Raw genomic sequence first — 12,977 nt, 5'->3', positions numbered from 1 at the left:
TGATTTTTGCATCAGCTTCTTTTTGATTTGAACTTATTTAAGTATATAGATAAATTGAGAAGAAGATAAACATAGCACCGGCTAATACAAATAGGTGCCAAATCACATGCATAAATTTAATGCTATTTTGTTTACTATAAAAGTAAGTTCCTACAGTATAAGAGACACCACCTAGAACAAGTAGTAATAGTCCAGTTCTTCCTAAACCTAAATAAAGAGGTTTAGTCGCAATCACACATAACCAACCCATTAAGATGTAGATAAAGTAATCTGCTTTACCTCTTTTTTGTAGAAAAATCGATTTGTAAACAATGCCAGTAATAGCTAAAGTCCAAATGGTAATAAGTAAAAACCAACCAAGTCCACCACCAATTGTGACTAGGCAATAAGGTGTATAGCTACCTGCTATTAGTAGGTAAATAGAGCTGTGATCAAATACTTGAAAGACTGGTTTTGCTTTAGTAAAAATTAAACTATGAAATAATGTTGAAAATAGAAAAAGTAAAATCATAGAAGCCCCAAAAATTGAATACGAGACAATGCGAATTGGAGAGTGCATCTGTGCTCCTTTTATGATAAGTAATACTAGTCCTGCAATACTTAGACCAGCACCTATACCATGAGTGATAGCATTGAATACTTCGTTAACAATGAGGTATCGTTTTGAAAAAGTTCTTTGTTGCATCAAAGTCATCCTTTCAATTTTTAGTGATAAATAATTGTTTTTCTGTTATACTATTTAAACAGATAGATAGTCTTATTCTACATGAATATGGTTTATTTGGAAAGAGGTTTGATGATGACAAATGTAAAAGTAGTAACAGATTCATCTTGTATTATTTCAGATGAAAGAAAAAAAGGTTTAGAAATACATACAATTAATTTATCTATTATGGTGGACAGTGTTATTTATGCTAATCAAAATGACTTAAACCCAGCTGAGTTTATGACAATGATGGCTAATGCGCAATCATTACCTAAAACAAGCCAGCCTCCAATTGGTGAGTTTGTTGAGTTATATGATAAATTAGGAGAAGATGGTAGTGAGATTATTTCAATTCACTTAACTGAATCATTAAGTGGGACAGTTAATACAGCTAGACAAGCAGCTCAAATTTCGACTTCTAATGTCACAGTGGTAGATAGTGAATATATTGATCAGGCGCTAGGTTTTCAGGTATACAAAGCTGCCACACTAGCTAAGCAAGGTGCATCGATTGACGAAGTTGTTAAAGGTGTTGAGCATGTTAAAAACAATACACAACTATACATGGGAGTAGCAACACTTGAGAATTTAGTTAAAGGTGGTCGCATTGGAAAATTAGTTGGTGCTGTTTCAGGATTTTTAAATATGAAGATTATGCTGCAATTAAAAAATGGTGAATTAGAAGTAGTCACAAAAGGAAGAGGGAATAAAACTTTTATTAAGTGGTTAAAATCCCTTGAAGAAAAACTATCTGATTTATCAATTGAAGCTATTGGGATGTCAGAGGCAAATGGTCGAGCTATTTGTGAGGAGATGAGAGTCTCTTTAGAAAAGGTCTTACCTAACATGGCTATTCCAATTCTACACACTACACCACTTGTTGCGACACATTCAGGTGAAGGGGCTTTTGCCTTAATGTTTTATACAGACTAAATACGTATTGGCAGATCTTTTTGATCTGTCTTTTTTTAAATGAGGGATTTTATGAAAAATATAAAGAAAAATATAAGTTTTATCTATTTATTTATTGGTACTTTTTTAATTTTTTGGTTTCTTTTTTCACTTATGATGCCAAAAGCTAATAATATTAGCCAACCTAAGGTGGAAGAGCCAAAAGAAAAAAGAATTGAGATGATTCGCCTAAGTGCTATTGGTGACTCTTTAACAGAAGGTATTGGTGATACAACCTCATCTGGTGGTTATATACCACTTCTTCAAAAAGACTTATCAGCTGAGTATCCAGTAGATGTTTTTCAAGCTGAAAACTTTGGTAAATCTGGGGATAGAAGTGATCAAATTTTAAAAAGGTTGAAAAAAAATGAAAATATGAGTAAATCAGTTAAAGATGCCGATGTTATTTTATTAACTGTAGGTGGTAATGATTTAATGCAAGCTTTGCAACCAAAATTATTTGGAAAAATAAGTATTGAAAAAATGGAGAAACCTAAAAAAGTTTATCTAGATAGAATGCAAGAATTATATGATGAGATAAGACGACTAAATCCTGAAGCGCCTATTTATCAATTAGGTATTTATAATCCTTATTACTTAACATTTTCTGAAATTCCAGAGTTACAAGACATTGTAAACTTTTGGAATAAAAGCTCACAAGAGTTTGTTAATGAGCAAGGTAATGCTTACTTTGTGCCTATTAATGATGATATGTACCAAGGTTTAAAGGATGGTACCGTTAGTTTAGAAAGTGCTGAAACAACAAGTGATAGTGGTGTTGTAAATGGCTTGATTTCACCAGAAGACACCGTTCACCCCAATAATCAGGGATATCAAATTATTGCTAATGCCTTTGAGCTTAAAATGGGTGCTACTAAAAAAGAATGGTTAAAGTAAGGAGTCGTTTTTGATGAGAAAAAAAGGAAAAGTAAATAAAATAATTGAAGTAAAACAACCAGGTAGATTTAAGGCCTTCTTTTCAAACCCTTGGAAAATTGCCTTTTTAGTATTATTAGCCATCATATTAGCTTTTGGAATTGTGATTGGCATTAGAATAAGTACACCTAGAATGTCTTACAATAATGAGCAACAAGTATCATTTGATAAGTCAGAACCAATTCTAGAAGTATTAATGACAAAACAACAAGTTAATTCAGTAGTAGATTATTATGCAAAAGATTTAATGAAGGACTCCGGTGTTGACTACTCCTTCACTCTGGAAAAAGATGCTTTAATTGATGGAACATTCTCACTAATGGGGCATGATACTCATTTTTACCTTTATTTTGAGCCTTACGTGTTGTCAAACGGTAATGTTCAATTAGAGGCGAAAAGTTTATCAATCGGGGCTTTAAATGTTCCTATTCCAGCAGTCATCAATTATATTTCTCACTCAGTTGATTTTCCTGATTGGGTAGAAATTAAGCCAGATGATTCAATGATTATTCTACATTTAGATAGTCTAGAGCTACCAAATGGTATGAGAGTGAGAGCTGAGCAGATTAACCTAGTAGATGATCAAATTAGGTTTAGTTTATTCTTGCCTGAAAAAGCGAAACCTAATAAAAAACAGGAGAATTAATATGACTTTAAGTTTTTATCAATTTATTCAAACACAGCGTGGTATGATAACACCAACTAACGTATCTCAGTTATCTGAAGATATTTTTGATGATTTGCAATTTCCAAAAAATGAGACCACTTATCACGATATTTCTGAGTATCTAGAAACAAATGCCTATTATGTGACAAGTATGGATGTTTTTGATGAGTTATGGTCTATGTATGAAGAAGCTAAGGATTAGGAGATGTGAGAGGTAAAATGAAAGAAAAAAAAGAAAAAAAGATGACCACGTTTCACTACGTTGTATCACTTATTGTCGTAGCAATTTTTGCTTCTGGAGCAACGGTGTTTATTTACGAATTAAACGATAACAAACAACTTGCCTATGAAACAGCAGGTGGAAAACAATCAGATGATGATGATTTGGCTTATTTATATAGTTTGATTGAAACAGGTTACATTGAGGATGTAGATCCACAAGCACTACATGATGGGGCGATGAAGGGGATGGTCCAAGCCATTGATGACCCTTATTCTAGCTATTTAACTAAATCAGAGGCTAAAGAATTTGATGATGACATTAGTGGTAATTTCGAAGGAATTGGTGCTGTGATGACTATGACTAATGATATGCCAACAGTTGCTGAACCACCAATTAAAGATTCACCTGCAGAAAAAGCTAAAATGCAGGCAGGAGATATTATTTTAAAAGTTGACGGTGAAGAAACACAAGGTAAAACCTTAAATGAAATTGTTAAAACAGTTCGTGGTGAAAAAGGAACAGACGTGGTCCTCGATATCCAACGTGATACTGAAACTTTTCCAGTAACGATTACCCGTGATGTGATTCCTGTTGATTCAGTAAAAGGAAACATTGATAAAAATGATAAAGATGTTGGCTACATTCAAATTAGTAGCTTTAATACCACAACTTCCAAAGAGTTTGATGAGGTGGTAAATCAATTAAGAAAAGACGGGGCTAAGTCCTTTGTCATTGATGTCAGAGGTAACCCTGGTGGTGTGTTGACAGAAGTTGAGAAAATTTCTAGTCGCTTTTTAGAAGATGGTCAACCCATCGTTAAATTTGATTCAAAACTTGAAGGAACAGAAGAGCATGATGCTAGTAAGCAATTAGATAATGGTGAGAAAATTAAAGAACCAACTGTCTTATTAGTAGATGAAAATAGTGCCAGTGCCTCTGAAATTTTAGCTGGTGCTTTTATAGACTCAGCTGGATTAGATGTCGTTGGGGAGTCAACTTTTGGTAAGGGAACAGTTCAGACTGTTATCCCAACTGGTGATGGTGGTGAGCTTAAGTTAACTATTAAAAAATGGCTAACACCAGATGGAACTTGGATTCATGAAAAAGGTGTGAAACCAACAATAGAAGAGAAAAAACCAGATTATATTCAGCATAAATTGATTGATACAAAAATAACTTACAAACTAGGTTCAACCAATGAAAATGTTAAAATAATCAATGAGTATTTAAATGTTTTGGGTTATTCTGTTGAGGATGATTCAGATACGTATTCTACAGAAACACAGTCAGCTATTAAAGCTTTCCAAGAAAAAAATGACTTAAAAGCCACAGGTGTAGCTGATAAGGATACAATCCGTTTACTAGAAAGACGAATTGTAGAGCATTGGAAAGACAATGACACTCAATACCAAAAAGGTATAGAAGTTTTAAATAAGAAGTAAGAGAGATTTAATTATGACATATATAAAAAGGCTGACTTGAAAAAAGTCAGCCTCTTCTTTGTCTATCTAAATACTTCTTCATAGCTAGAGAATTTTTACATGTTTTCAAGAAATTTTTAGAGTTTATCATAGCTTTTTCTCTGTTTTTTTTATATGATAATAGTCGAAAGAGTAGGTGATTTTTTGAAGAGAAAATGGATCGATATACTATGGCATTGGGTCAAGATGTTTGTACTCTGTACTGTTGTTGTTTTTATTATTAGAGCTTTTATTTTTGTACCACTTGAAGTGAGTGGTAGTTCAATGTCTCCTACTTTAAAAGAATCTGATTTTGTAGTTATGGAAAATTTTTCAGAAATCAAACGATTTGATATTATCGTTTTTTATTCTCCAGATGGTAGCACCTATGTTAAACGTGTGATTGGCTTACCAGGCGAGCAGGTCACTTACAAAAAAGACCAATTGTATATCAATGGTGAAAAAATTGAAGAACCTTTTTTAAAGGATATTAAAAAAAAGAAGAACGAGTATGTTTTTACAACTGATTTAGAATCTGAGGAAATTATTGGAAGTGAAACAATTCCAGAAAATCAATATTTTGTTTTAGGTGACAATAGAAGGCTTAGTAAAGATAGTCGTTCATTTGGGACGATTTCAGAACAATCAGTGATTGGTAAAGTTAAATTGGTGTACTATCCAGTTAATCATATGAAAATAATAAAAAGATAGGGAATGATGATTATCATGACAATTCAATGGTTTCCAGGCCACATGGCAAAAGCCAGAAGAGAAGTGGCAGAAAAATTAAAATTAGTTGATATTGTATTAGAAATTGTAGATGCTAGGTTACCTATTTCAAGTCGGAACCCGATGCTTGACTCACTAATTCAGCAAAAGCCAAGATTAATGTTATTAAATAAAGCAGATTTAGCAGATAACCGTGAAACTGCTAAATGGCATGATTATTTTGAAAAGCAAGGGATTCACTGTCTTGCTATTAATGCTAGTCAAGGCAAAGGGATTAATAAAATCATCCCAAAAGTAAAAGAAATTTTAGGTGAAAAACTAGAAAGACAAGCTGCAAGAGGCATGAAGTCTATGCCAATTCGTGCTATGTGTATAGGTATTCCAAATGTTGGTAAATCAACCCTATTAAACCGATTAGCTAAAAAAAATATGGCTAAAACTGGAAATACACCAGGTGTGACAAAGGGACAACAATGGTTAAAAACAGGAAAGGATTTAGAGCTATTAGATACTCCAGGTATTTTATGGCCTAAATTTGAAGACAAAGAGATTGGGAAAAAATTAGCCCTAACAGGGGCGATTAAAGACACATTATTACATATGGATGATTTAGCTCTTTATGGCTTAGAGTTTTTTAAAGAGTATTATCCTAAACAGTTACAAGAAAGGTATAAGTTATCTGATGAGGACATGATGCTTGAAGGGACTGATTTGCTGATAGTAATCACTAGAAAACGTGGATTCCAAGAGGACTTTGAGCGTGGTAGTGTGATGATTGTTCAAGAAATCAGAGATGGTAGACTAGGAACTTATACTTTAGATAGAGTAGCAGATTTTGAGCATGAAGAGGACCTTAAATGAGCGAGACGGTTAAAGTCATCAAAGAAAAATTATTAAACGTCACCACTATGGAAGACCCTTTTGTCAAACTTTGTGAAAAGGATGAGCGAAAAGGAGTTCAAACAGCTTTAATACAAACAAAAAGACGTCTTAAAAAAGCTGAACATTTATTGGAACGATTTGAAATGATGTCTCGTTTTGAGAAAAAATATCATAAGGCAGGTTTTGAATATATTGCCGGTATTGATGAGGTTGGACGTGGTCCTTTAGCTGGTCCTGTGGTTGCTTGTTCTATTGTTTTACCTAAAGATTTCTCTGTATCTTTAGTAGAAGTAAATGATTCAAAACAGCTATCACTAGCTAAAAGAGAAGAACTCTTTGATAAAATCATGGATGAAGCTTTAGCTGTTGGTATTGGGATTAAGTCTGAAACAGTTATTGATTCAGTTAATATATACGAAGCAACAAAACTGGCTATGATAGACTCAATTAATGAGTTAGGGATAAAACCAGATTATTTGTTAATAGATGCTATGACACTTCCTGTTGATATCCCACAAGATAATATTATCAAAGGAGATGCAAATAGTATTTCGATTGCTTGTGCTAGTATTATTGCCAAAGTGACAAGGGACAGAATGATGTTTGAGTTTGATAATACATATCCAGGATATGGTTTTGCAACAAATGCCGGTTATGGAACAAAGGAGCATTTGATTCATTTAAAAGAAGCAGGAATAACCCCTATTCATAGAAAATCCTTTGAGCCAATTAAAAGTATGGTCAATAAAGAAAATTAATATCACACAGTAAAGAGACTAATTTTATTATTAGTCTCTTTTTGCTTTTTACTTTTAAATTTTGCGAATACTTTTAGTAAGACATATAAAAGGAGTGTTGTCATGGATAACTATACTATTTTTCGTCTAAAATTACTAAAAGGACTAGGTAATAAAGGAAGATTGAAAGCTTTAGCTTACTCCAAGAATCATGAGTTGAAATTTGAAGAGGGTTTATTTTTAGAACAACTTTTAGGTATTCAGCCAAGGTATCGTCATAAATTTCAACAATCTTTAATAGATGTTCAGGATATGAGTGAAGAAGACTACCTGAGTTTTGTAGAGCAAACTGGTTTTGTGACGATTTTGGATGCGGATTACCCAGAACAGTTATTAGAAATTTATAACCCTCCCATTGCTTTGTTTTATCAAGGAGATATTAGTTTATTGCAAAAAAATATGCTCTCAGTCATTGGTTCAAGAGAACAAACTACTTTTGGAAAAGAAATGATTGATCATATCGTTCCTCATTTAGTCAATGAAGATATTGTAATTGTCAGTGGTTTAGCTAAGGGAAATGATACGTACGCTCATAAAACGGCAATTAGACACCGTGGGCAAACAGTCGGTGTATTAGGTTCTGGTCATAATTATATCTATCCAAAAGACAATCAACATTTGCAAACGTATATGGCTGAACATCAATTAGTTTTATCAGAGTATTTTCCGCATGAAAAACCTTTAGCTTATCATTTCCCTGAGCGTAACCGTATTATTGCAGGATTATCTAAAGGAACGATTGTGATAGAGTCTAAAGAAAAAAGTGGTACATTTATTACAGCTCAACTTGCCTTAGAGGAGGGAAGAGATGTATTTGCTATTCCAAATCAACCTTTTTGTATGGAATCAACAGGATGTCTAAATTTGATTAAAGACGGAGCAAAAATCACAACATGTGCAGAAGATATTTTAGAGGAGCTAATAAATTAAAAAGGTCTAGCCTTGACAAATGTTATATCCATAGTCTAATATGATAACCGATTGTCGAACAAAAGCATTTATATCATATAAAAAGATAAAAAGAGAGGAAGTAGGGCATGAGTTACAAATATTTGGTGATTGTAGAATCCCCTGCTAAAGCTAAGACCATTGAGAAGTATCTAGGTCGCAATTATAAGGTTGTGGCAAGTGTTGGTCATATTAGAGATTTGCCAAAAAGTAAAATGGGTATAGATATTGAAAATAATTTTGAACCTCACTACATTAATATCAGAGGAAAAGGTCCAGTTATTAAAGAATTAAAGAAATATGCGAAAAAGGCGGAAAAAGTTTACCTTGCAGCCGATCCGGATAGAGAAGGAGAAGCTATTGCTTGGCATTTAGCTCATATTCTAGATTTAGATTTAAATGATAACAACCGTGTCGTATTTAACGAAATTACAAAAGAAGCTGTTAAACAAGCCTTTAAGGAACCAAGAAAAATCAACCTTGACTTAGTAGATGCCCAACAAGCAAGAAGAATATTGGACCGTTTAGTTGGTTATTCAATTAGTCCTTTATTATGGAAGAAAGTTAAAAAAGGACTAAGTGCTGGTCGTGTTCAGTCTGTTGCTTTAAAGATGATTGTTGATAGAGAAGAAGAAATTAGAAAATTCGAGCCTGAAGAGTACTGGAGTATCCCAGGAACCTTTTTAAAGAAAAAAGCTAAATTTTCTGCTAATTTTTATGGGATAAATGGTAAAAAAGTAAAACTATCTAATGAATCAGAAGTGAAAGATGTGATGGATAAGTTAACTAGCCGTGATTATGATGTGACTAAGGTAACTAAAAAGGAGAGAAAACGTAATCCAGCTCTACCTTTTACGACGAGTAGTCTGCAACAAGAAGCTGCTAGGAAACTTAATTTTAGAACTAGAAAAACAATGATGGTTGCCCAACAATTATATGAGGGGATTAAATTAGGTAAAGGTCAAGGAACAGTCGGTCTGATTACTTACATGAGAACTGACTCAACAAGACTGTCTGATACTGCTAAAAATGAAGCTTATGATTATATCGTAGACACATATGGTAAAGAATATTTAGGGACGAAGAAAAAAGCGACTAAAAAAGCTGAAGGAGCACAAGATGCTCATGAGGCTATTCGTCCTTCAAGTGTCCTGAGAACACCTGAGTCTATCAAAGAATTTCTAGATAAGGATCAATTTAAGTTGTATTCATTAATTTGGTCAAGAATGCTTGCCAGTCGTATGGCTCCTGCCGTTATGGATACAATGCGGGTAGATTTATCTCAAAATGACATTAATTTTGTCGCAAATGGCTCTAAAGTTAAATTCCAAGGATTTATGAAAGTCTATATTGAAGGTAAAGATAATGGTAAAGAAGAAAAAGATAATATCTTACCTGAGCTTATTGTTGGGGATGTAGTAAAAAGTGTTGATATTGAGCCGAAACAACATTTCACGCAACCACCAGCAAGATATAGTGAAGCAACTCTTGTTAAAACCTTAGAAGAACAAGGTGTGGGACGTCCTTCGACGTATGCACCAACGCTTGAAACGATACAAAGAAGGTATTATGTCAAATTGAATGCCAGACGCTTTGAGCCAACTGAGCTGGGGGAGATTGTGAATACGATTATGTGTGAGTATTTCCCGCAAATTGTTAACCTAAGTTTTACTGCTGGTATGGAAGAAAAATTAGATAATATTGCAGAAGCTAAAGAAAATTGGGTTGAGGTCATTGATAAGTACTATCAACCATTTTCAAAAGAATTAGCGACAGCTGAGACTAAAATGGAAAAAATTCAAATTAAAGATGAGCCAGCAGGTTTTGATTGTGAATTGTGTGGCTCTCCTATGGTCATCAAACTTGGTAAATATGGTAAATTCTATGCTTGTAGTAACTTTCCTGAGTGTCGTAACACAATGGCCATTGTGAAAAAAATTGGAGTTTCTTGTCCAACATGTAAAAAGGGAGACGTCATTGAGAAGAAAACGAAGAAAAATCGTATCTTTTACGGGTGTGATCGTTACCCAGAGTGTGAATTTACTTCTTGGGATAAACCAATTGGTCGTGACTGTCCAAAATGTGAGCACTATTTAGTTCAGAAAAAAGTTCGTGGTGGCATGCAAATTATTTGTAGTAATTGTGATTATCAAGAAGACATTCAAAAATAAAGATATATTTTTAAAGGATAGTTGTGTATAATACGTGGAACAGAGTTATGATTAAAAACATACTCTGTTCCATTTCTATTTTAGACTGAGAAAGAGGTTGAAGTAAGATGACAGAACAAAAAGTAACCGTTATTGGAGCAGGTCTTGCAGGTAGCGAGGCAGCATGGCAAGCAGCACAGGCGGGAGTTAAAGTTGATTTATATGAGATGAGAGCAGTGAAAAAGTCTCCAGCACATCATACTGACAAATTTGCAGAGTTAGTGTGTACTAATTCTCTTAGAGGAAATAATATTACAAATGCCGCAGGTCTTTTAAAAGAAGAGATGCGTTTATATGATTCAATTATTACAGAGGCAGCTGATGCTACCCAAGTACCTGCAGGTGGAGCTTTAGCAGTAGACCGAGATGATTTTTCAACTTACGTGACAGAAAAAGTAAGTCATCATCCTAACATCACAGTACACCATGAAGAAATTACAAGTATTCCAGAAGATGGGATTACTGTGATTGCAACAGGTCCTTTAACCTCAGAACCATTAGCTGAAAGTATTAAAGAGTTTACAGAGTCGGAAGGGTTATATTTCTATGATGCAGCAGCACCGATTATTGATAAATCTTCAATTGATATGGATAAAGTCTATTTAAAATCCCGTTATGATAAAGGTGAAGCAGCTTACCTGAACTGCCCGATGAATAAAGAGGAGTTCTATGCTTTTCGTGAAACATTAGTAAATGCTGAAGTGGCACCGCTAAATTCATTTGAAAAAGAGAAGTTCTTTGAAGGTTGTATGCCAATTGAAGTAATGGCAGGACGTGGTGAGAAGACAATGACGTTTGGTCCGTTAAAACCAGTTGGGTTAGAAGATCCTAAAACAGGCAAAAGGCCATATGCTGTTGTTCAACTGCGACAAGATAATGCAGCAGCTTCTTTATATAACATTGTAGGATTTCAAACTCATTTAAAATGGGGAGAGCAAAAGCGTGTGATTCAAATGATTCCAGGGCTTGAAAATGCTGATATTGTGAGATATGGTGTGATGCATCGCAATACGTTTATGAATTCACCAGAATTGTTAAAACCAACCTATCAATCAAGAAAAAATGATAACTTATTCTTTGCCGGTCAAATGACAGGTGTTGAAGGTTATGTTGAAAGTGCTGCAAGTGGTATTTTAGCAGGCCGTAACGCTGCAAGATTAGCCCAAGGTTTAGAGCCAGTTGTATTGTCAGAGATGACAGCAATTGGTGGTATGGCTAATTACATTACTCATACATCTGGAAAACATTTCCAACCGATGAATGTTAATTTTGGTCTGTTTCCAGAGTTACCTGAGAGAATTCGTGATAAAAAAGAACGCTATACAGCTATTGCCGAAAGAGCACTTGAAGCAACAAGAGAGTCATTAGCTGAATTTAATTAAAAGTTATCAATTGTGAGTTGATCTTCAAGAAGATTGACTCACAATTTTTTGTATTTTTATCACTCGTAATCAAAGAGTGCTAAAAAACAACTATTATTTATATAAAATTTCTTAAATCACATACTTTTATTGGCAAAAAAAAAACGATTATGTTACATTAGCGAGTGTATTGGTATGAAAGGGGTTGATATTTATTGACTACATAGCATTATTTTTGAGATATTTAAATGTTGAAAGGCAGTATTCTAAGCAAACACAAATTGCCTATGATGGTGATATTCATGATTTTATACGTTTTTTATCAGAGACAGGTTCTTCTGATTATTTAAATATCGATACTAAAGATGTACGGATTTATTTAGCTTACCTTCACGACCGAGAATATAGTCGAAATACAATTAGTAGAAAAATATCTAGTTTAAGATCTTTTTACCAATTTTTAGTAAAAAATGATATATTAGGAGAAAATCCATTTACTTATATTGATTTAAAAAGAGGGCAACAACGTTTGCCTACATTTTTTTATGAAAAAGAAATGGAGAGTCTGTTTGCACAAACAAATGGTCACAAGCCTTTGGATTACCGAAATAAAGCGTTGTTAGAGTTATTGTACGGGACTGGTATTCGTGTTTCAGAATGTGCTAATATAAAACTAACTGATTTAGATACAACACATGATATTTTGTTGGTCAAAGGAAAAGGTGGTAAAGAGCGTTATGTACCTTTTGGTAGTTTTGCAGCAAATAGTTTAAGAGAGTATATGACCTCCTCAAGAAGTGTTTTAATGGCTAATTATCAAAAGCAGCATGATTATTTATTTATTAATCATTATGCAGATCCAATTACACCTCGAGGCATTCAGTATATACTTAAAAAGTTAATTGAAAATAGTAGCTTAACAACAGGACTACATCCTCATAAGTTGCGTCATACTTTTGCAACCCATTTATTGAATAATGGTGCTGACATGAGGACGGTACAAGAGTTATTGGGGCATGCTAGTTTGTCCTCGACACAAATATACACACACGTAACAACAGATACATTACAAAAAAACTATCGGGATTTTCACCCGAGAGCATAGTT

The 12,977-nt window shown here is 33.8% G+C and carries 13 protein-coding genes; 12 read left to right on the top strand and 1 reads right to left on the bottom strand.

The features are described from left to right. Positions 1-37: 37 nt before the first annotated feature. Positions 38-685 (bottom strand): PAQR family membrane homeostasis protein TrhA, encoded by a 648-nt coding sequence (trhA, locus tag VSF34_RS05010; protein ID WP_326717940.1) that lies wholly within the window; start codon positions 683-685, stop codon positions 38-40. 114 nt (positions 686-799) lie between these two features. Here trhA and VSF34_RS05005 point away from each other — a divergent pair, with 114 nt between their 5' ends. The 12 genes from VSF34_RS05005 to xerC all read left to right on the top strand — a co-directional run bounded on the left by VSF34_RS05005 (position 800) and on the right by xerC (position 12,975). Next, positions 800-1,639 (top strand): DegV family protein, encoded by an 840-nt coding sequence (locus tag VSF34_RS05005; RefSeq protein WP_326717939.1) that lies wholly within the window; start codon positions 800-802, stop codon positions 1,637-1,639. 51 nt (positions 1,640-1,690) lie between these two features. Further along, positions 1,691-2,554: an SGNH/GDSL hydrolase family protein gene (locus VSF34_RS05000; RefSeq protein ID WP_326717938.1), complete on the top strand. Its 864-nt coding sequence runs from the start codon at positions 1,691-1,693 to the stop codon at positions 2,552-2,554. A 13-nt stretch (positions 2,555-2,567) separates the two neighbouring features. Continuing rightward, a complete protein-coding gene (locus tag VSF34_RS04995) occupies positions 2,568-3,239 on the top strand; it encodes a YpmS family protein (RefSeq protein WP_326717937.1) in 672 nt (223 codons plus the stop codon). Position 3,240: 1 nt separating this feature from the next. Further along, positions 3,241-3,462: a YozE family protein gene (locus VSF34_RS04990; RefSeq protein WP_326717936.1), complete on the top strand. Its 222-nt coding sequence runs from the start codon at positions 3,241-3,243 to the stop codon at positions 3,460-3,462. A 17-nt stretch (positions 3,463-3,479) separates the two neighbouring features. Next, positions 3,480-4,925 carry a S41 family peptidase gene (locus VSF34_RS04985; protein ID WP_326717935.1) on the top strand — a complete coding sequence of 482 codons (1,446 nt, stop codon included), beginning with the start codon at positions 3,480-3,482 and terminating at the stop codon, positions 4,923-4,925. Positions 4,926-5,078: 153 nt separating this feature from the next. Further along, positions 5,079-5,654: a signal peptidase I gene (gene lepB, locus VSF34_RS04980; RefSeq protein WP_370659274.1), complete on the top strand. Its 576-nt coding sequence runs from the start codon at positions 5,079-5,081 to the stop codon at positions 5,652-5,654. A 15-nt stretch (positions 5,655-5,669) separates the two neighbouring features. Then, complete coding sequence (ylqF, locus tag VSF34_RS04975) at positions 5,670-6,533, top strand: ribosome biogenesis GTPase YlqF (RefSeq protein ID WP_326717933.1); 864 nt, start codon at positions 5,670-5,672, stop codon at positions 6,531-6,533. Next, positions 6,530-7,312, top strand: a complete 783-nt coding sequence (rnhB, locus tag VSF34_RS04970; protein WP_326717932.1) for a ribonuclease HII — start codon at positions 6,530-6,532, stop codon at positions 7,310-7,312. The genes ylqF and rnhB overlap by 4 nt, the downstream gene beginning before the upstream one ends. A gap of 102 nt (positions 7,313-7,414) precedes the next feature. Then, positions 7,415-8,281, top strand: a complete 867-nt coding sequence (gene dprA, locus VSF34_RS04965; protein ID WP_326717931.1) for a DNA-processing protein DprA — start codon at positions 7,415-7,417, stop codon at positions 8,279-8,281. Between the two features lie 107 nt (positions 8,282-8,388). Next, positions 8,389-10,470, top strand: a complete 2,082-nt coding sequence (topA, locus tag VSF34_RS04960) for a type I DNA topoisomerase (RefSeq protein WP_326717930.1) — start codon at positions 8,389-8,391, stop codon at positions 10,468-10,470. 107 nt (positions 10,471-10,577) lie between these two features. After that, on the top strand, positions 10,578-11,891 hold the full coding sequence (trmFO, locus tag VSF34_RS04955) for a methylenetetrahydrofolate--tRNA-(uracil(54)-C(5))-methyltransferase (FADH(2)-oxidizing) TrmFO (RefSeq protein ID WP_326717929.1): 1,314 nt from the start codon (positions 10,578-10,580) through the stop codon (positions 11,889-11,891). A gap of 214 nt (positions 11,892-12,105) precedes the next feature. Beyond that, entirely contained in the window at positions 12,106-12,975 is an 870-nt protein-coding gene (gene xerC / locus VSF34_RS04950) for a tyrosine recombinase XerC (protein ID WP_370659273.1), read from the top strand. The last annotated feature ends 2 nt before the right edge of the window (positions 12,976-12,977 follow it).

The organism is Vagococcus jeotgali (assembly GCF_035918315.1).
GTDB classification, from domain to species: Bacteria; Bacillota; Bacilli; order Lactobacillales; family Vagococcaceae; genus Vagococcus; species Vagococcus jeotgali.
The sequence above is the reverse complement of the archived record's forward strand: the minus strand, read 5'-3'. Positions and strand labels throughout refer to the sequence as shown.

Bases quoted from the DNA above. Each gene is read 5' to 3' on its own strand.
- dprA (WP_326717931.1), top strand. From the start codon at position 7,415: ATGGATAACTATACTATTTTTCGTCTAAAATTACTAAAAGGACTAGGT.
- VSF34_RS05005 (WP_326717939.1), top strand. From the start codon at position 800: ATGACAAATGTAAAAGTAGTAACAGATTCATCTTGTATTATTTCAGAT.
- VSF34_RS05000 (WP_326717938.1), top strand. From the start codon at position 1,691: ATGAAAAATATAAAGAAAAATATAAGTTTTATCTATTTATTTATTGGT.
- ylqF (WP_326717933.1), top strand. From the start codon at position 5,670: ATGACAATTCAATGGTTTCCAGGCCACATGGCAAAAGCCAGAAGAGAA.
- VSF34_RS04995 (WP_326717937.1), top strand. From the start codon at position 2,568: ATGAGAAAAAAAGGAAAAGTAAATAAAATAATTGAAGTAAAACAACCA.
- VSF34_RS04990 (WP_326717936.1), top strand. From the start codon at position 3,241: ATGACTTTAAGTTTTTATCAATTTATTCAAACACAGCGTGGTATGATA.
- VSF34_RS04985 (WP_326717935.1), top strand. From the start codon at position 3,480: ATGAAAGAAAAAAAAGAAAAAAAGATGACCACGTTTCACTACGTTGTA.
- rnhB (WP_326717932.1), top strand. From the start codon at position 6,530: ATGAGCGAGACGGTTAAAGTCATCAAAGAAAAATTATTAAACGTCACC.
- trmFO (WP_326717929.1), top strand. From the start codon at position 10,578: ATGACAGAACAAAAAGTAACCGTTATTGGAGCAGGTCTTGCAGGTAGC.
- lepB (WP_370659274.1), top strand. From the start codon at position 5,079: ATGATAATAGTCGAAAGAGTAGGTGATTTTTTGAAGAGAAAATGGATC.
- trhA (WP_326717940.1), bottom strand. From the start codon at position 685: ATGCAACAAAGAACTTTTTCAAAACGATACCTCATTGTTAACGAAGTA.
- topA (WP_326717930.1), top strand. From the start codon at position 8,389: ATGAGTTACAAATATTTGGTGATTGTAGAATCCCCTGCTAAAGCTAAG.